The sequence below is a fragment of the Arthrobacter sp. Y3223164 genome (assembly GCF_059091005.1).
In genome coordinates, this window is the sequence record NZ_JBNHGF010000019.1 from 1 (window position 1) to 18,420 (window position 18,420).

Below are 18,420 nucleotides of genomic sequence, written 5' to 3' on the forward strand. Positions count from 1 at the left end.
ACCCTGTCGAGCGGGCTGGCCCTCGCCTTCGTCATCGCCCTGTGCTTCGCCCCGGGCGTGTTCAGCCGACACGTCATGCCGGCGATAGCCCCCTACCTTCCCGGCGCGGACATTCCGCCCCGCGGCGTCGAAGCCGCCGACAACCCCCTGGGCCGGCCGCCCGCCGTCGCGGAGTCGGACGCCTACGAGTTGTACGCAACACCGCCGGAGTCCTCGCAGCCCTTCCTCGCCTATGACCCCTGCCGCCCCATCCACTACGTGGTCCGTCCGGACAATGCGCCGCCGGGGGGCGACACGATCATTCAGGAAGCCATCGCCGAGGTTTCCGCGGCCAGCGGACTGCAGTTCGTTTACGACGGACCCACTGACGAGGCCTTCGCCGAGGAAGGCCGCGAACGCTTTCAGCCGGAGCGGTACGGCAAGCGGTGGGCGCCGGTGCTGATCACGTGGTCGGATCCCGACGAAGTGTCCCGGCTGGCCGGAGATATAGCCGGACTCGGCGGCAGCTCCTCGGTCGGCGCACGGGGAACGCCGCACGTTCTCGTCGCCGGCCAGATCACCTTGGATGCGCCGTCGCTCCGCAACGTCCTCACATATCCCGACGGTCGGGAGCACGTGCGCGCCGTCATCATCCACGAGCTCGGCCACGTGCTGGGGCTGGCGCATGTGGATAATCCGGAGCAATTGATGTATGCCGGGGCAAACGGCGTGACTGCACTGGCCGACGGCGATCGGGCTGGCCTGGCGCTGCTGGGCACCGGTCCGTGCGTGCCGGAAGTGTAGCCCGGCGGCATAATCAGGACTGCTGGTCTGCCCGGAACGCTGGGACAACGAGGACCGGCCCAGGCAGGCTAGGAGGCCGTCCGCGTGCAGGAGAAGCTGTGGAGCAGAAATTTCGTGCTGGCCATCGGCGCGAATCTGTTCATCTACATCGTCTTCTACCTGCTGATGACGTCCATGGCGCTCTACGCGGCCCAGCGGTTCCTGGCCTCCGACGCCGGGGCAGGCTTTGCGTCCAGCGCCTTCATTTTGGGGGCGCTCGTCTCGCGGTTCTTTGCCGGGCCGCTGATCGACAACGCGGGACGGCGGCGGATGCTGCTGATCAGCCTGGCCGCCTTCGTCGCGGCGTCCCTCTTGTACATCCCGGCGGACTCCCTCACCTCGTTGGTGGTCCTGCGGCTGGCCCACGGTGTGGCTTTCGGCCTCGCCAACACCGCCGTCACGGCCGGTGCGCAGGCGCTGATTCCGCCCGCCCGCCGCAGCGAAGGCACCGGCTACTTCGCCGTTTCCACCACGCTGGCCACCGCCCTCGGGCCGCTGCTGGCGGTGGTGCTGGTTGTTGACGGCAGTTACGAGGTCGCGTTCCTCTTTTGTGCGGCCTGTTCCGTCGCGGCGTTGGCGGTGACCCTGATCCTGAAACTGCCGGAAGCGCCGGCGGCGCCGACCGCCGTCGTCAATCAGCGCGGTCCGGGCGGCGAGCAGGCAAAGGAGCGCCGGACGCCCGCGGTCCTGCTCGGAAAGGTTTTCGCGCCCGAGGTCCTGCCGATCACCACCGTGCTGCTGGTGAGCGGGCTGGCGTTTTCCGGCATCCTCTCGTTCCTCACCTCGTATACCGCTGCCGCGGGTGCAGCGGATGCTGCGGCGCTGTTCTTTATGGTGTTTGCCGGCGCGGTGCTGGTGTCGCGGGTGACCACCGGCAGGGTCCAAGACCGCCGCGGCGACAATGTGGTGCTGTATCCCGCGCTGGTGCTGTTCGCCGCCGGCCTGGCGCTGCTGGCGCTCGGGCCGGACACCTGGATAGTCGTCGCCTCCGCGGTGCTCAGCGGACTCGGGTTCGGGACCCTGCTGCCCGGAACTCAGGCCATTACCGTCCGGCTGGTTGCGGAGCGGAGGTTCGGCACCGCCCTGGCCACCTACTACCTGATGCTGGACATCGGCACCGGCTTCGGCCCGGTGCTGCTGGGCCTGCTGGTGCCGCTGACCGGCTTCGACGGAATGTACGGCTGGCTTGGCCTGCTCATGCTCGCCTGCATCCTGCTGTACTACGTGGTGCACGGCCGGACGGCCAGCCGCGCGGCCGCCTGAGTCCCAGGCTCGGCGCCTCTTGCCGCGACGGCAATTACCTCACAGTCTTATGCCTTTTTGATCGGCCGCATCGCGCCTACCGTAGTTAATGGAGCCGCCCAACCCGGGGCGGTCCCGGGATGGAAGGAAGTGCCATGACTGTGACTTCACACGTTAGCGACTGCTCAGTGACCAACTGTTCCTTCAACGATCACAGCGAATGCAATGCGGCCGCCATCACCGTGGCCGGCGGCGAGAACCATGCCGCCTGTGCCACCTTTATCGACACCGGAGTGCACGGCGGGCTTCCCAAGGTGCTGGCCAGCGTCGGCGCCTGCCAGCGGACCGAGTGCACCCACAACGACCACCTCATGTGCCAGGCGCCCGAAGTTCACGTGGGTCCCGGCGCGGACAACGCGGACTGCCTCACGTACGCGCACCGGTAACGCGCGGCCCGCCCTCTTCATAGACCACAGCCGCCGTCACCAGGTCCTCCCAGGCCATGCCGACGCCGGTGTAGAGGCAGCACGTGCGCGGGCGCCGGACCAGCTTGCCCTGCACCAGGTCACGCAGGTTCGGCGGCTGGATCTGCTGCCATTCCTCCACGCTGCGGGCCGGGATCAGGTCCCCGCTCTCCCGCCAGGACGAAGCCCGGCCTTCCACCACCACGTCGCTGCGCAACACCAGCGCCGCGTCGACCTCCCGGGCGTCCAAGCCGTGCTGCCCAACCGACGCGATGATCGCCCCGTCCTTGGGCAGCCTGCCATCGAACAGCGGCTCCGGCGAGGATGTCACGCAAAGTACGACGTCGGCGCCCGCCACGGCAGCGTCCGGCGCACCGGTTGCGTCGGCCACCTCTATTCCCTCCGCGGCCAGCACGGCGATCAGGTTCGAGATGCGTTGCGGACGCTGGCCGACGACCGCGAAGCCCGCGTTCGGAAATACGGACCTGGCGGCGCGGATGTGGTTCAGCGCTTGTATCCCCGCGCCGAAGACCAGCACCTGCGGGGCATCCCCAAAGCCCTCGCCGTCCGGTGCCGCCGCCGCAATGTTCTTCACGGCCGCCAAGGTTGTCGCCGGAGTGCGGATGGCCGTGAGCTCCGCGCCGTCCATCGTCGCCAGCGGGGCCAGCGTCTCGGCGTCGAACAAGACGTAGATGCCCTGGATCTTCTCCAGCCCGCGGGCCGGATTCTTCGGCGCGATTGTCGCCACCTTCACCCCGCTGTAGCGGCCGGCGCCCTCGGTCGGCATCAGCAGAAACTCCCCGTCCGGCGCGGGGCTGAACAACCGGGGACTGTCCAATTCCGGATCCACGCCGGACAGCAGCCCCTCCTCGATGGCGCGCACCGCGCGACTGAACGGAACAGCGGCACGCACGGCATCGGCGTCGTAATAAGGGATGGTCACAGAAAGTCCTCTCGCAGCATCTGGAGTCGTTGCTGGCCGGATTCTACGGCCAACATCCGCCGGTTACAGTTTTCGTGACCCCCATCACTTCACGCAGGGCAACCCCGCGTGCGGCGACAGCGCGATTCCGCCCTTCCGTCCCCGCAACACCCAAGTCAGGCGGCTAGAGAGGGCCACGCCGCCGGACCCGGAGGATCACCCGCTGACAGCGGCGTTACTTGTTAGCTGCGTCATGTTTGCCGTACAGTATCTGCAACCGAACGGTTATTCAGTTATAGAACCCGGTGTTCAAATATAGAACACTGGCGACGGCCGCAGATGCAATAGAAGTGAGGACACCCGTGCAGTTTCACCACCACGGTTACGTATCCGGAGACCCGCGCGTCAAGCCGGCAGCCGGCGTAGGCATCGACCGCCCCGAGGAGCTTCCCGACGAGGTCGACGTGCTCATCGTGGGCTCGGGTCCCGCCGGCATGCTCGCGGCCGCGCAGCTGGCCCAGTTCCCGAACATCACCACGCGGCTGGTGGAGCGCCGGGAGGGACGGCTGGTCCTCGGCCAGGCCGACGGCATCCAGGCCCGCAGCGTGGAGACCTTCCAGGCTTTCGGCTTCGCCGAGCGCATCACCGCCGAGGCGTTCTGGCTCACCGAGATGAACTTCTGGCGCCCGGGCACCGAGAATCCCAAGCACATTGTCCGCGGCGGCCGCGCGGTCGACGACGAGATGGGCATCAGCGAGTTCCCACACCTGATCGTCAACCAGGCGCGCGTGCTCGACTACTTCGCCGAGGTCGCGGCCAACTCGCCCACCCGCCTGACGCCGGATTACGGCTGGGAGTTCAAGACCCTCGAGGTTGCCGACGAGGGCGACTACCCGGTGAAGGTGACGCTGATCCGCAGCGCAGGCCCGGACGCCGGCTCGGAGCGCATCGTCAACGCCAAGTACGTGGTGGGTTGCGACGGCGCCCGCAGTAAGGTCCGCGCCGCGATCGGCAGCACCCTGGCCGGCGACAGCGCCAATCATGCCTGGGGCGTCATGGACGTGCTGGCCCAGACCGACTTCCCGGACATCCGCACCAAGTGCGCCATCCAGTCGCACGACGGCGGGTCCATCCTGCTGATCCCGCGTGAGGGCGGCTACCTGTTCCGCATGTACGTGGACCTCGGCGTGGTGCCCGACGACGACAACGGCAAGATCCGCCAGACCTCGATCGAGCAGATCATCGCCAAGGCCAACGAGATCATGACGCCGTACACGGTGGACGTGCGCAGCGTCGCCTGGCACAGCGTGTACGAGGTGGGCCACCGCCTTACCGACCGGTTCGACGACCTGCTGCCCGAGGACGTCGGCACCCGCACGCCGCGCGTCTTCATCACCGGCGACGCCTGCCACACGCACAGCGCCAAGGCCGGCCAGGGCATGAACGTCTCCATGCAGGACGGTTTCAACATCGCCTGGAAGCTGGGACACGTGCTGGAGGGCCGCAGCCCGGAGAGCCTGCTCTCCACCTACTCCGCGGAGCGCCAGGTGGTGGCGAAGGACCTCATCGACTTCGACAAGGAATGGTCGACGATGATGGCCAAGAAGCCCGAGGAGTTCGCCGATCCCACGGAGCTCGAGGACTTCTACGTCCGCACCGCCGAATTCCCGGCCGGCTTCATGACCGAGTACGCCCAGTCAATCCTGACCGGCGCGCGCAGCCACCAGGACCTGGCCACCGGCTTCCCCGTCGGCAAGCGCTTCAAGTCCGCCAAGGTCTCCCGCGTCTGCGACACCAACCCGCTGCACCTGGGCCACCTGGCCGAGGCCGACGGGCGCTGGCGCATATATGTCTTCGCCGACCAGGCGCAGGCCGGCGAGTCCGCGGCCGTGGCCAACCTGTCCGAGTGGCTGGTGACCGCACCGGATTCCCCGCTCGCCGCCCGGCCGGAGGGCGCCGACCTCGACGCCTGGTTCGATGTGAAGGTGATCTACCAGCAGCATCACGAGGAGGTGGACATCAACGCCGTGCCCGCCGTGTTCAAGCCCGAGGTGGGCCCGTTCCAGCTGACCAACCTCGAAAAGGTCTTCGGCACCGCCAAGGATGAGGACATCTTCGAAGCCCGCGGCATCTCCCGCGACGGCGCCATCGTGGTGGTCCGGCCGGACCAGTACGTGGCGAACGTGCTGCCGCTGTCCGCGACCGCGGAGCTGGCCGAGTTCTTCGCGCCCCTGCTGAAGGCCCGCGAGCCGCAGCACTGATTCACCCTTCATGAGGACGACGGCGGCGCACAAGTGCCGTCGTCGTCCTTTTCTTGCGGACAGATCACCACCGTAGGCCCCGCGTTGCCCACGGTGCGGGGATGAGGAGATGGGATATGAAACGGGCCGTTATCGCCGCGGCTGCGCTTGGCCTGGTGCTGACTGCCTGCGCGCCAGCCCAGGGGACTACCTCCGCGGGGGAGGCCACGGACGCCGAATTCCTCGCTGGCTTCGGGCTCGACGATATGGACGCGGTTGGCATCATCGACCACCTCGACCGGCTGGACACTGCCGAGCGGCCCACCGACTTGATGGCATCTGTCCGGCAGGGCGATCTACTGCTCACCGACGGCCACAACGAGGTAACGCTGGACCTGCCGGAGGACAGTTCCTACATCTCAGTCGCCCCGTACCTGAACCAGACCCATGACTGCTTTTACCATAGTCTGACAACCTGCCTTGGCGAACTGGGCAACAAGGACATGAGCGTCAAGATCACTGACGACACCACCGGGGAGACGCTGGTGGATGAGCAGCTTGAAACCTTCAGCAACGGTTTCGCAGGGTTCTGGGTTCCCGGCGACATCCACGGCACCATCGAAGTGAGTTACGACGGGCACACCGGCTCGGCCGATTTCTCGACGACCGATGACAGCGCCACCTGCATCACGGATCTCCGGCTGACCTAAGGACGCTCGGATTTTGCCGCCTCGCGCCGGTAGCAAGCGTTGGCCTGCCTGCTGGCCAGTTCGTTGGCCCAGATGGGCGCGTACGGGACGCGCAGTTCGGGGTTCAGCGCCCCAGCCGGCGCTGACCGCCACCGGATCAGCGGGGGTGGTCCCCGGGTCCCCACGCCTCAACTCTCCGGCTGCAACAGGTTCTCGCAACACCCGACTAGTTCCCCGACGAGGTCCGCGGGTGCGTCCTCGGCCGACAACGCCATGAGCTTCCGGGAAAGCTGCAGCTCGGGCACCTGCACGGCCGTCAGTCCGCTTGGCCGTGCGCCCATCGCCAGTTGCGGCACCATAGCTGCCCCATGGCCGGCGGCGACCAACCGCAGCGTCGCGTGGAAGTCGTCACTGGAAGCCACGATACGCGGGTGCAGGCCGGCGTTGGCCAGCACTGCGTCCACTACGTTCGCGTCGCTGGAACCGCGCAGGTGGATGATCCAAGGCATCGCGCCCAGCGCATTGACGTCCATCCGCTGGTCTTCCCGGTAGCCCGCCGCGGTGGGAATAACGACGCGGAACGGGTCCTCCCCCAGCCAATGCCGGGTCACCCCCTGGGGCAGGACCAGCCCGGATTCGCCCACCTGGTACACAAGGGCCGCATCCAGCTCCCCACCGACTCGAACTCCCGGCACGACGGCGCTCGGTTCCCCGATAGAAATTTTCAATTGCGCACCCAGCTCCCGCCACTGCACTGATTCCAGGACGTCCCCCAAGATGAACGTCGCGGCCGAGGGGAATGCCCCGATGCGCAACTCGCGCACCGCATCTCCGCTGGCGGCGGCCCCCGCGGCCAACAACCCGTCGACGTCGCGCAACAGCTTTAGCGCATGTTGGCCCACTGCATGCGCGGCCTGCGTGGGCTGCACGCTGCGTGCGCTGCGCACGAACAACCGCGTGCCCATGTCCTTCTCCAGTGCCGACATCTGCTGGGACACCGCCGAGGCCGTGTATCCCAGCCGATTGCCGGCCGCCGTGAAGGAACCGAGCCGTAGCACTTCCACGAGGGTGCGCAGGTGGATCAGGTTGAGCATTAGCGTTCCTTGAACTGAGTTCGTCGAATCACCGCTGTGTTGTACGTCATAGTTTGCTACATCGTCGCCTAGAGTGTTGCGAACGGGACGAAGAAGTTCCGCAAGACACGCTTGGGCATGCCGCTTTCGGCGCTAGCATGCCGCGAAGGATTAGAAATGCTTGAGCAACGCCTCTACGTCAATGCCACGTTCTACACCCAATGGGCCGGGCTTCCCCGGGCCACCGCGCTGCTGACCCGGGGCGAACGCATCCTCGCCATCGGCACACCCGAGGAAATGCGCACCCACGCCACCGGTACATACGAAACCATCGACCTCGGTGGCACCACAGTGGTTCCGGGCCTGACCGACGCCCATATCCACACCGCGAACTACGCCCGCGAAATTGCCGCCCTGGACCTTCGCGGCGCCACCAGCCTCGAGGACGCCCTGGACAGGGTGAGGAACTACGCGGAGGCGCTGCCGGCATCGGCCTGGGTCTTCGGCGGACGCTGGGACTTCAACGCCTGGGATGTGCCGGTGCAACCGGACCGCAAGGCGCTGGATGCGGCCACAGGTGGCAGGCCCGCCGCATTGCCAAGCATCGATGGGCACACGGTTTGGGCCAACACCTCGGCATTGGCGGCCGTCGGCATCGACGCCTCCACGCCGGATCCGGTGGGTGGTGAAATCGTCCGCGATGGCGACGGCCATCCCACCGGCATCCTGCGCGAGACGGCCCATGCCCAGCTGAGCGACATCATGCACAGCGCCGAGGCCGGGGACCTCGAGGCACAGCTTGCCGAGGCCCAGCACCGCCTGCTAGCCGTCGGGCTCACCGGCATCCACGACTTCGATGGCGAGGACTGCCTGCATGCATACCGGTCTCTGCGCGAGAGCGGCAACCTCCATTTGCGCGTACATAAGGCGATCCCGCGCATCGCCTTGGACCAAGCGATCGACGAAGGGCGGGCCACCGGCAACGGCGACGCCTGGCTGAGCACCGGTCCGGTGAAGCTTTTTTCCGACGGCGCCTTGGGTTCCCACACCTGTCACATGACCCAGCCCTTCCCCGGCGAGGACGGGAACGCTGGCATCGAGGTCATCCCCTATCTCGACCTGCTCGCACTGGTTCGCCGGGCCGCCGGCGCCGGAATCGCGGTCGCTACTCACGCCATCGGGGACCGCGCCAACCAGCTGGTGCTGGATGCCTATCAGGACCTGGTCCGCAACCCGCTCGATGCCTCCCCCAACATCACGGGCCACACCGAACGAGCAGCCAGCCGATTGCGGCATCGGATCGAACACACGCAGCATTTACGCCCCGCGGACGTGCAACGCGTGGCGCGCCTCGGCGTCGTTCCCTCCATGCAGCCCACCCACTGCACGTCCGACATCCCGCTGGCCTCCACCCTGCTCGTTGGCCGCGAACTGGCCTCTTACGCGTGGCGCTCGCTGATCGACGCCGGCGCACTTCCCGCCTTCGGCTCCGACGCGCCCGTGGAATTGCCCGACCCTTTACACGGGATTCATGCCGCCGCGACCCGGCAGAACCGTGACAACGATCCCGTCGGCGGCTGGCAGCCCGGCGAGCGGGTGAGCGTCGCCGAGGCGATCGCCGGCTACACCACCGGCGCCGCGCATGCCTCCGGCGAAGAGGCTACCAAGGGCCGGCTGCGCCCAGGAATGCTGGCCGACTTCACGGCCCTCGGGGCCGACCCCTACGCCGTCGGTCCCGCCGAGCTACGCGACATTCCGGTCATGGCTACCGCCGTTGGGGGATCCCTCCGGTACCGGAGGGACCTGTAACCGCTCCGCCCGCTACACACCTCCAGCACACAATCCGTTCCAACCATCCGCACCAAGGAGACCGCATGAACATCACCCGAGTCCGTACCCTCCGCTCCGGCGTCATGGCATCCGCTGCGTTGCTGGCACTGCTGGCCACGACGGCCTGCGGCGGGCAGTCACTCTCCTCCACCGAGGGCAACGCCGCCGGCAACGAGGACACCTCCTTTAGCGCCGCACCGGCACCCGATGAGGACCTGGCCAAGTCCGTCATCGACGGCATCACACCGAACGCCGATTTGACCGCCGGCCTGCCCGAGTCGATCAAGACCGAGGGCATCAAAATGACCACCTCCGAGGGTTACCCGCCCATGGAACTGCTCGCCGAGGACGGCAAGACACTGATCGGGGTGGACCCCTCCCTCGGCCGGGCGATCGCGAACAAGCTCGGCGTCAAAATCACCATCAACAACGAGGACTTCAACGCGCAGATCCCGGGCATCACCACCGGGCGCTACGACATCATCATGTCCTCCATGACCGACAACGAAGAGCGGCGCAAGACCGTCACATTCGTGGACTATGTCCAGGCCGGCAACGGCTGGGTCGTCAAGAAGGGCAATCCCGCCGGCATGGGTGACCCGTCGACGGCCTGTGGCAAGACTGTGGCCGTCGTGGACAACGGCTCCTCGCTCGCCCTCGCGGAGGGCTTTGACAAGGACTGCAAGGCCGCCGGGAAAGACGGACTGGAGATCCTGAAGTTCTCCGGCGACCAGGACGCCATCCTGCAGGTGCGCAACGACCGCGCCGACGCGGGGATCAACGACTACCCCGTCGCCGCCTACCGCGCGCAGACCTCCGAGGGCGTCCTGGAAGCCGTGGCCATCGAAGGCGATGAAAGCGTCTGGGGCATCGCGATGAAGCAGGATAACAAGGAACTGATCGACGCGGTGCAAAAGGCCCTGCAGGAGCTGATCGACGACGGCAGCTATGGGAAGATCCTCGCCGCTTGGAACGTCCAGCAGATGGCGATCGACACTGCCACAATCAACGACGGAAAATAGGGGGCGCAGATGAGCCAAGCGCTCCGACGCAGCAATCGGCCCAGGCAGCTGAGCGGGCCCGACGGCACCGCCGTGACCGTGGTCCCGCTCCGCCATCCCGAGCGGTGGATTCTGGGGACGCTGGCCGTGGTGGTCTTCGCCTGGCTGGCCTTCACGCTGGCCACCAACCCCAACATCCGCTGGGGCAAGGTCGCCGAGTACCTCTTCTTCCCCAAGATTATCGACGGGATCTGGGTCACCCTGATGATCTCCGTGCTCGCCACGGTGCTCGGGCTGGTCCTCGGCGTCTTGCTGGCAGTCATGAAGCTCTCGCACAACCCAGTGCTGAACTGGCTATCCACGCTGTACATCTGGTTCTTCCGCGGCACCCCCGTGCTCGTGCAGCTGATCTTCTGGTACAACCTGGCCTTCCTGTTCCCGTCGCTGATCATCCAGGTCCCGTTCACCAACATCGGCTATATGTGGAACACCAATGACGTGATGACCGGGTTCAACGCGGCGTTGCTCGGGCTAGGGCTGAACCTTGCGGCGTACTTCGCTGAAACGGTGCGCGCCGGCATCCAGGCCGTCGACGCCGGCCAAAGCGAGGCCGCGTATGCGCTCGGCATGACCCCGGGCAAGCGGATGCGGAAGATCGTGCTGCCGCAGGCGCTGCGCATCATCATCCCGCCCACCGGCAACGAGTTCATCTCCATGCTTAAGACCACGTCGCTGGTGTACGTCGTCGCGGGCAACGACCTGATGACCAACGCCAGTCAGATCTACAAGCAGAACAACCTGATCATGGAACTGCTGATCGTTGCCTCGCTCTGGTACATGGTCATGACCGCCATCGCAACCTTTTTTCAGTCCAAGCTCGAGGCCCGTTTCGGAGCCGACGCCGTGCGTCTGGTCCGCAGGCCGGGCTTCCTGCTCAAGACCGTTACAGCCAAGAGAACGACGGCGGAACCGCGCGCGGCGGATGATGTCGCCACGGCCGGAAAGGATCTCCCATGACTACCGAACCCAACAGCCTTTCCGCCTCCCCTGCACCTCGCGCCGGCGAACCTGTCTCCGCGTCATCCCCCGCGACGGCCGCCGGCGGTACCGCCTCCACGGCTCGGGCGCACAAGCTGCATGTGGAATCCCACGGCGTCACCAAGTCCTTCGGCGCCCACCAGGTACTCACCGGCGTGGACTTCACGGTTGCCGCCGGCGAGGTCAGCTGCATCGTCGGGCCCTCCGGCTCGGGCAAGTCCACCTTCCTGCGCTGCCTGAATGCGCTGGAGGCGTACGACGACGGCACGCTGCTGGTCCACGGGCGGCACGTCGGGTACGAGTATCGGAATGGACGCTACTACGAGTGGACCCCCAAGCAGTTCGCCGCGTTCCGCTCGCGCATAGGCATGGTCTTCCAGCGTTTCAACCTCTTCGGGCACCTGACTGCCGAGGAAAACGTCGCCTGCGCGCTGACCGAGGTCCGAGGCGTCTCCAAGTCCGCCGCCCGCACCCGGGCACTGCATGAACTGGCGAAGGTGGGCCTGGCCGACCATTCGCAGAAACGCCCGCACCAGCTTTCCGGCGGACAGCAACAGCGCGTGGCGATTGCGCGCGCTCTGGCCATGGACCCCGAAATCATGCTCTTCGACGAACCCACTTCCGCACTGGATCCGGAGTTGGTCGAGGAAGTCCTTGAGGCGATGAAGGCACTCGCCCGTGCAGGCATGACCATGGTGGTGGTCACCCACGAGATGGGCTTCGCACGTGAGGTTGCCGATACCGTTCATTTCTTCGATGCCGGGACCATCGTCGAATCCGGCGCGCCGGCTGATGTGCTCGCCAACCCGCAGATGGAGAGGACGAAGGCGTTCTTGGCGAAGGTGCTGTAGACGCCTGCGGTTGACCTTCGAGTCGCCGTCGCCGCCTAAGATCCGCTGAGGGGGCGGCTCCGGTGCGGGTCTTCGCAACGGCGCCGCTAACGAGCGCTCAGGCTTTGGCCTGCCGGCTCACCATCTCGTTGATCCAGGCAGGCGCATACGGGGACGTGCAGTTCGGCGGCGTCGGGTAGTCCTTGAGCACCCCGAGGCGTTCGCCGATGTTGATCGCGCGGGCGCGGTGCTCGGCGTGGTCGATGCCGATCTGGGCGAGGGTGTGGTTCATGGCCCACTGGAGGCGGTCCGGCGCGTCCTTCATCTCGGCCTCGACGGTGTCCAGCAGTCCCTCGAGGTCCAGGCCCTCGGGCTTTTTCGCCACCCGTTCGGTGGTCAGCGCCCACCCGGCGCTGGCGACCACCGGATCCGCGTCGCCGGTCCAGGCCACGCGGAGCTCCTCGGCGTGCGGGCTCTTCTTGACCACGTAGTTCACCAGCCAGTCGTGCACCTTGGGGGCGCGCGCCTCGCGCAGCATGGCGTCCAGGTCGTCGCGTCCGAAATCCTTCGGCCGGCAGATCAGCAGGGCCAGCAGCCGGGCTGCAGTGTTGCCCGTGGCCCACAGCCCGCGCGCCAAATCCTGCTGGGTCTTCAACCGCTTGGCGACAGCGCGCAGCTTGCCGAGGTTAACGCCGTGGTCGTCGCCGCGCTTCTCGTTCGCCTCGCGCACCTTCGGGTCCTCAAGCGCGGCCAGCTCGGCCATCACCTCTGTTACCGTCGTCTCGGACATCCACCCTCCCGGTTACTCACGTCTGAGATCCAGCGTACTGGTGTTTGAATCACGGGCGCTCTGGCGCTCCAAGCCTCAGGGCTCCGGTACTCCACGCCTCGCGGGGCTCTGGCGCTTCAAGCCCCTGTGCCCTGGTGTTCCACGCCTCAGCGCTCTGGCGCTCCAACCCGCAGGCCCGGCAGTTTCACCTCTCGCGGCGCCCACCATGCCCCAATGCCGAAGCACCCGCGTCGAAACGGGCCCATATCCGACAGGGCTACGACATTATCGGCCCGTTTCGCCGTTTTCGGCCGCTTTCGGCGGTATCGGCCGCTTTCGGCGTTTCCGGCGGCCGTCGATGGGACCAGGACTCAGGACGGCCCCGCGACAGCGCATCCCCCACCGTCGTCCTCGACCGCAGCCGGACTGCCGCCCCATTCCCGCCGTCGTGCCACAACGTGCACCGCCGACGGCCACCGGAGCACCTGCCTGACGCGCGATGGCGTATGGTCAGGAGTACGGAGCACGTCTGTGCTCCCGTTAAGGCGCAGCATTCTTTGCTGGCGCCAAGGAGGCACTCATGGCCGACAAATCTCCCCGACAGACCGCATCGAAGAAATCGGGCAAGTCCATCAAGGAAAAGCGCAGCGACAAGAAGGCCAAGGCCGCCGGCGCCGCAGCCTCGGAGACCCTGACCACTATCAAGAAGCGCTGAGGCTTTTGACTCTGCTCTCGCTCGGAGTCCTGGCAACTACGCGAAAGCCCGATGAGCGCAGGCTGGCCCTCCATCCTGCGCACATCGAGCGCCTCGACGCCGACCTCCGCGAGCGGATCATCCTCGAACGGGGCTACGGCGAGCGCTTCGGCGTGTCCGACGCGCACCTGGAACAACTGGTGGGACGCATGGCGCCGCGCGAGGAACTCATTGCAGCAGCGGACGTGGTGGTGCTGCCCAAGCCGCAGCCGGAAGACCTTGCCGAACTCCGCGACGGCCAGATCCTCTGGGGCTGGCCGCACTGCGTCCAGGACCGGGCCATCACCCAGTTGGCCATCGACAAGCGACTGACGCTGATCGCCTTCGAAGCGATGAACCATTGGGCCGCGGACGGCAGGTTCGCCCTCCACGTCTTCCATAAGAACAACGAGATGGCCGGCTACTGTTCGGTGCTGCATGCGCTGGAATTGGCAGGATCCACCGGCGACTACGGCCGCCCGCTCACCGCCGTCGTCATTGGTTTCGGCGCCACGGCCCGCGGCGCGGTCACCGCCCTGAACGCGCACGGCATCCACGACGTGCAGGTCCTGACCAACCGCGCGGCGGCCGCCGTCGGATCCCCGATCCACTCCGCGCGGATCACCCAGTTCGACCAGGACGCCACCGCCCCGCACCTCAGCCACGTCATCACCGACGACGACGGACGGGTGCCGCTGGCTCCGTTCCTCGCCGAGCGGGACATCGTGGTCAATTGCACGCTGCAGGACCCCAACAACCCGCTGATCTACCTCGACGAGGCGGACCTGGACGGCTTCCGGCCGGGCAGCCTGATCGTCGATGTCTCTTGCGACGAAGGCATGGGCTTCAGCTGGGCGAAGATGACGACCTTCGCCGAACCCACCTTCGAGGTCGGCAACCACGTGAGCTACTACGCCGTGGACCACACGCCGTCGTACCTGTGGAATTCCGCGACCTGGGAGATCAGCACGGCCCTGATCCCGTTCCTGCGCACCGTGATGGGCGGACCCGGCAGCTGGCTCGAGGACGAGACGATCAGCCGGGCCATCGAGATCCGCGACGGCGTCATCGCCAACCCGGCGGTTCTCGCCTTCCAGGACCGCTCGGAAGACTACCCTCACCTGCCTGCCTGAATTCCGCGGTACCGATCGCCCCATAGGGACGACGGCGGCGCTCACGTGCCGCCGTCGTCTTTCTGGCTCGGAGCCCCTCGCCTGCTCGGCATGTCTCAGCAAATTCACAGCCCGACCGGGCATCGATCCCGGCCGCGCGTGCGTTGTTGAGGAGACATCACCACAGGAGAGCAGGGAATTTTTGCCCACGGAAACCGGACGCGGCCCGCGGCGGCCCCCGCGGAGAACCGTCGTTATCCTCGGCATCGACGGAGCCGGGAAGACGACGGCCGCGGCCTCGCTGGTCGAAGTTGAGCGGGCGGCGGGCCGTTACGCGCAGTTAGTGCGTAACCCGGCCGGACGGCGCTGGCTGTCCCGGGCAGCTGCACGCCTCGGCATCGGCATTACTCCGCGCTGGGCCGACCGGTTCGAGTCGATGGTGCGCATTGTGAACGTGCTGGCTGCCCACCTCCGGGCGGCAGCCTTCCGGGGAACCACGGTGATGGACCGGCACCTGCACTGCCAGCAGGTCCTTCGTGACGTGCGTGGCCTGCCGCCGGGAGGCGTCCTGCCCTGGCTGGTCCGAGCCCTGCCTCGGCCAGGCGTCGTCGTGCTGCTGGATCTGCCCGCCGAGGCGGCGCACACCCGGATCATCGCGCGGGGCGAGGATTCCGAGTCGGCGGACTACCTGCGGGCGGCACGCAACGTCTACCTGCGAAGGGCCAAGTCCTTGGACTGGCAGGTCGTCGACGCGGTTGGGTCCCGCAGCGACGTCCTGCGCCGCGTCATGGAGGCTGTGTCCCCGCCTGCCACCTAGCTGGGCCTCCCGGCCCATGCTCACTTGCCTGCCTAACGACGACGACGGCCGGCCCTGACTGAGCGGGCGGCCGCCTCGGCGGCACTTACGGCCGGCCGGGGAGCGGGCGGTCCGTCGCCTGGAGGCACTCACCCCGGAATAAGTTGATGCTTCAATCGATTGCACCTAGCAGAGGCCAAGCCTTTTGAAAGACATCACGCCAACGTAAGGACAGCATGAAGATCGGAATCATCGGAGCCACGGGCAACGCCGGACGCGCCCTCTTCCACGAGTCGGCCAAACGCGGCCACCAGACAACAGCGATCGTCCGGAGCGCCGCAAAGGCCGGGGACGTCCTCGGCGCGGACGCCGCGGTACTGGAACGCGACGCTTTCTCCCTCGGCGCCGAAGACCTTGCAGCCTTCGACGTCGTCGTTAATGCGTTCGGCACGGCTCCGCACGAGGCCTACCGGCACGTTGACCTGGCCCGCTCGCTGGTCGAGCTCGCCGGGGAAACCACTCCCCGCCTGGTCTTCATCCTGGGCGCCGGCAGCCTGACCACCGGCGACGACGACCACCTGTTCGTCGAGGACATCCGCAACATCCCCAGCGCCGAGGCGTGGATTTCCATCCCGGAGAACCAGCTGAAGGAACTCGAATACCTGCGCGGCGTCACGGACGTCGACTGGGTCGGGGTGTCCCCCTCGGCGCTGTTCACGCCCGGTGACGCCACCGCCCCGGTGCTGGGCACGGACCGGCTCCTGTATGCCGCCGACGGCGAATCACACACCACCACCGGCACGATGGCCGTGGCCATCCTGGACGAGATCGAAAAGCCCGCGCACCGGAAGACCCGCTTCACGGTCAGCGACAGCTAAACCTCCCCGGCCACAACACGACGGCCGCCGCAGCTGGTCCGGCCCGGGCAACCTGTCCGGTCGCAGGCAGCTCGGCGGCCGTCGTTCACCGTCTCGACAGGCGCCTGTCCACGCGCCCCGCCCGCTGGAAGATCAGCGCCGGTGCCCGCGGCCGGTCCGGCGTGTACCGGTACCGGCCGGTGCTTTCTTCTGCATGGCAAGCAGCCTCGCCAGCGCGTAGCGGTTCACCGTTCCTGCCTTCTGCCCCTGCAGCAGCCAGTGGCCAATGCCGTCGACGCCGGTCTGCACGCCCGTGATGGGGATGCCGGTGGGAGAAATCTGGTGCCCGGGCGTGAACGTGATCGGGCCCGGCGCATTCGGATGGGCAATGACGTGGCAGGCGACCTCGGCCGCAACCCTGGCCGTGCGCGGGTCGGTCTGCACAACGTCCATGTGGATGGTCCGCCGCCTGAACCCGCGCGGATGGACGGAGGCCAGCGTCTCCCGGTCGATCCACTGGTATTGCCCGGGTTTCCAGAACTTGGAGTCGATATAGACCACCCGGTCGCCGTTGATGACGGCGTGGTCGATGTCCGCCACGTGGCTGCCCGGGAACCGCAGCCCGTGGAAGATCCGGGTCCCGGGAATGGCCAGCAGGGTCTCCAGTGCCTGCGCCGTCCACCGCTCGCCCTCCGCGCCCTTGGCGATGTCCTCCGGCCGAAACCGGGACCAACCGCCCGACAGGGCCGCGCCGCCCGCGCCGAAGACCAGTTGCCGGGCAACCTTTTTCGGCGCCGCGACGCCCCAGTGCCTGCCAATCGCGCCAAGGCCCAGGAAACAGGCTGCCGTCAGGACGACGGCGACCGGCAGCTGAGGCGGAGCGTCACCTAATGCGGCGCTGGCCAGCATCGAGATGAGCACCACTGACTGTCCGAAACCGATCAGTAATAGGACGACGACGACCACAACGCGAAGGCCGTTGTAGCTGCGGCCGATGCGCTCCGCGGGCGCGGGTTGGTTCCGCCACGACAGCTGGCCCGGATCGAATTCCATGAACGGCGAATACAGGGTTTCGGGTCCAGTCGGCCGGCGGGCGGCCCCCCACTGTTCCGGACGTTCCATGCAACCTCCCCGGATCTCGTTTCAGCATGGAGACCCAGTATGTCCCCGCCCCGCGCCGGGGGCCAGGGGTTCCGGGCCGTGAACCCGCCGGAAGTGCCAAATCGATAAACCATGGGTAGTCGTCCCCATTCAGTTCTGCGGTGCCGCATGCAACAGTGTGAGGGAAACGGTTAAGCGGGGGAGGGCGGCGGGATGGGCAGCTGGCGGATCAATCCGAGGCAGCTCCACATGATCCTGGTGGACGTGGCCGCGGACGGCCAGTCGCTGGACAAGGCGGCAGGCGACACGGCGGCGGCAGGCGACGAGGCGGCGTCGTTGTTCGGCAGTGCCACGGACGTAGCCGACGCGTTCGCGGGGTTCTGGTCGCCGCGGCGGGACGTGGGCCACCGGATTGCCGGCCTCGTGTACAACAAGTCGCGGGTCGTGGCCGAAACCGCGGAGCTGTTCGTCGAGGCCGACGGGCGGATGTCCGCCGAAGCCGCAGCCTTCGCCGAGTCCCTGAACGCCGACCACTCGACCGTCCTTGCCCCGCGCGGCTTCGGGCCGGTGCCGCAGCCGTGACGGTGCGACTGGGCAGCGTCCCGGAGATCAACGTCCCCTGGGACCGGCTGGGCGATGCGGTCCGGGAGATGTCCCTGCGCGCCGAGTCCGCGGCAAATTACCTGGTCGACGCCGGTGCGGCGTGGGCCGGGCTGAGCTTTGCCTATCAGCAACCGGACACCGAGCTGGAGGTCCACTCCGCCCTGAATGAGCTGGACGGACCCATGCGGGAATGGACTGCGGCGCTGGCCGCTGCCCGGGAAGCCGTCACGGTCTTCGTCGCCTCCGGCCGGGCACTGCAGGCGGAGTCCGAAGAACTCGCGGCGGCACGCCCCGGCCT

General features: G+C 67.2%; 19 protein-coding genes. 15 read left to right on the forward strand and 4 right to left on the reverse strand.

Annotated elements, in window-relative coordinates:
• From AC5RUJ_RS02565 to AC5RUJ_RS02575, 3 genes are all read left to right on the forward strand, one after another.
• Nucleotides 1–783: matrixin family metalloprotease (locus AC5RUJ_RS02565; protein ID WP_494155583.1), on the forward strand; the 783-nt coding region annotated here is incomplete at its 5' end.
• Between the two features lie 84 nt (nucleotides 784–867).
• Complete coding sequence (locus AC5RUJ_RS02570; RefSeq protein WP_494024713.1) at nucleotides 868–2,085, forward strand: MFS transporter; 1,218 nt, start codon at nucleotides 868–870, stop codon at nucleotides 2,083–2,085.
• Nucleotides 2,086–2,225: 140 nt separating this feature from the next.
• Nucleotides 2,226–2,510, forward strand: a complete 285-nt coding sequence (locus AC5RUJ_RS02575; RefSeq protein ID WP_494002346.1) for a DUF1540 domain-containing protein — start codon at nucleotides 2,226–2,228, stop codon at nucleotides 2,508–2,510.
• Here the strand turns inward: AC5RUJ_RS02575 and AC5RUJ_RS02580 are convergent.
• The gene (locus tag AC5RUJ_RS02580) at nucleotides 2,491–3,471 is read right to left on the reverse strand and encodes an ornithine cyclodeaminase family protein (protein ID WP_494024714.1); all 981 of its coding nucleotides are present in this window, start codon (nucleotides 3,469–3,471) and stop codon (nucleotides 2,491–2,493) included. The genes AC5RUJ_RS02575 and AC5RUJ_RS02580 overlap by 20 nt on opposite strands.
• A 341-nt stretch (nucleotides 3,472–3,812) precedes the next feature.
• Between AC5RUJ_RS02580 and AC5RUJ_RS02585 the strand changes: the two genes are divergently transcribed.
• Together AC5RUJ_RS02585 and AC5RUJ_RS02590 are read left to right on the forward strand one after the other, a co-directional pair.
• A complete protein-coding gene (locus tag AC5RUJ_RS02585) occupies nucleotides 3,813–5,711 on the forward strand; it encodes an FAD-binding monooxygenase (protein ID WP_494127833.1) in 1,899 nt (632 codons plus the stop codon).
• A 116-nt stretch (nucleotides 5,712–5,827) separates the two neighbouring features.
• Nucleotides 5,828–6,400, forward strand: a complete 573-nt coding sequence (locus tag AC5RUJ_RS02590; RefSeq protein ID WP_494127832.1) for a CueP family metal-binding protein — start codon at nucleotides 5,828–5,830, stop codon at nucleotides 6,398–6,400.
• Nucleotides 6,401–6,567: 167 nt separating this feature from the next.
• On the opposite strand, the gene AC5RUJ_RS02595 is transcribed toward AC5RUJ_RS02590, so the two are convergent.
• Nucleotides 6,568–7,473 carry a LysR family transcriptional regulator gene (locus AC5RUJ_RS02595; protein ID WP_494127831.1) on the reverse strand — a complete coding sequence of 302 codons (906 nt, stop codon included), beginning with the start codon at nucleotides 7,471–7,473 and terminating at the stop codon, nucleotides 6,568–6,570.
• A gap of 156 nt (nucleotides 7,474–7,629) precedes the next feature.
• Between AC5RUJ_RS02595 and AC5RUJ_RS02600 the strand changes: the two genes are divergently transcribed.
• From AC5RUJ_RS02600 to AC5RUJ_RS02615, 4 genes are all read left to right on the forward strand, one after another.
• A complete protein-coding gene (locus AC5RUJ_RS02600) occupies nucleotides 7,630–9,261 on the forward strand; it encodes an amidohydrolase (protein ID WP_494127830.1) in 1,632 nt (543 codons plus the stop codon).
• A gap of 65 nt (nucleotides 9,262–9,326) precedes the next feature.
• A complete protein-coding gene (locus AC5RUJ_RS02605; protein WP_494127829.1) occupies nucleotides 9,327–10,304 on the forward strand; it encodes an ABC transporter substrate-binding protein in 978 nt (325 codons plus the stop codon).
• Nucleotides 10,305–10,313: 9 nt separating this feature from the next.
• Complete coding sequence (locus AC5RUJ_RS02610; RefSeq protein ID WP_494024444.1) at nucleotides 10,314–11,300, forward strand: amino acid ABC transporter permease; 987 nt, start codon at nucleotides 10,314–10,316, stop codon at nucleotides 11,298–11,300.
• The gene (locus AC5RUJ_RS02615) at nucleotides 11,297–12,172 is read left to right on the forward strand and encodes an amino acid ABC transporter ATP-binding protein (RefSeq protein ID WP_494024445.1); all 876 of its coding nucleotides are present in this window, start codon (nucleotides 11,297–11,299) and stop codon (nucleotides 12,170–12,172) included. The genes AC5RUJ_RS02610 and AC5RUJ_RS02615 overlap by 4 nt, the downstream gene beginning before the upstream one ends.
• A gap of 97 nt (nucleotides 12,173–12,269) precedes the next feature.
• On the opposite strand, the gene AC5RUJ_RS02620 is transcribed toward AC5RUJ_RS02615, so the two are convergent.
• Nucleotides 12,270–12,941, reverse strand: a complete 672-nt coding sequence (locus AC5RUJ_RS02620) for a DNA alkylation repair protein (RefSeq protein ID WP_494127828.1) — start codon at nucleotides 12,939–12,941, stop codon at nucleotides 12,270–12,272.
• A 559-nt stretch (nucleotides 12,942–13,500) separates the two neighbouring features.
• On the opposite strand from AC5RUJ_RS02620, the gene AC5RUJ_RS02625 reads away from it, so the two are divergent.
• The 4 genes from AC5RUJ_RS02625 (at nucleotide 13,501) to AC5RUJ_RS02640 (ending at nucleotide 16,439) form a co-directional block, all read left to right on the forward strand.
• Complete coding sequence (locus tag AC5RUJ_RS02625) at nucleotides 13,501–13,635, forward strand: hypothetical protein (RefSeq protein WP_494002157.1); 135 nt, start codon at nucleotides 13,501–13,503, stop codon at nucleotides 13,633–13,635.
• Between the two features lie 5 nt (nucleotides 13,636–13,640).
• Nucleotides 13,641–14,786 (forward strand): N(5)-(carboxyethyl)ornithine synthase, encoded by a 1,146-nt coding sequence (locus tag AC5RUJ_RS02630; protein WP_494127827.1) that lies wholly within the window; start codon nucleotides 13,641–13,643, stop codon nucleotides 14,784–14,786.
• Between the two features lie 181 nt (nucleotides 14,787–14,967).
• Complete coding sequence (locus tag AC5RUJ_RS02635) at nucleotides 14,968–15,582, forward strand: dTMP kinase (RefSeq protein WP_494127826.1); 615 nt, start codon at nucleotides 14,968–14,970, stop codon at nucleotides 15,580–15,582.
• Nucleotides 15,583–15,797: 215 nt separating this feature from the next.
• On the forward strand, nucleotides 15,798–16,439 hold the full coding sequence (locus AC5RUJ_RS02640; protein ID WP_494127825.1) for an NAD(P)-dependent oxidoreductase: 642 nt from the start codon (nucleotides 15,798–15,800) through the stop codon (nucleotides 16,437–16,439).
• A gap of 132 nt (nucleotides 16,440–16,571) precedes the next feature.
• Here AC5RUJ_RS02640 and AC5RUJ_RS02645 read toward each other — a convergent pair whose 3' ends face one another.
• A complete protein-coding gene (locus AC5RUJ_RS02645; RefSeq protein ID WP_494127824.1) occupies nucleotides 16,572–17,540 on the reverse strand; it encodes a nuclease-related domain-containing protein in 969 nt (322 codons plus the stop codon).
• 192 nt (nucleotides 17,541–17,732) lie between these two features.
• Between AC5RUJ_RS02645 and AC5RUJ_RS02650 the strand changes: the two genes are divergently transcribed.
• Both AC5RUJ_RS02650 and AC5RUJ_RS02655 read left to right on the forward strand, forming a co-directional pair.
• A complete protein-coding gene (locus AC5RUJ_RS02650) occupies nucleotides 17,733–18,101 on the forward strand; it encodes a hypothetical protein (RefSeq protein ID WP_494127823.1) in 369 nt (122 codons plus the stop codon).
• Nucleotides 18,098–18,420: hypothetical protein (locus tag AC5RUJ_RS02655; protein ID WP_494155584.1), on the forward strand; the 323-nt coding region annotated here is incomplete at its 3' end. The genes AC5RUJ_RS02650 and AC5RUJ_RS02655, both read left to right, overlap by 4 nt.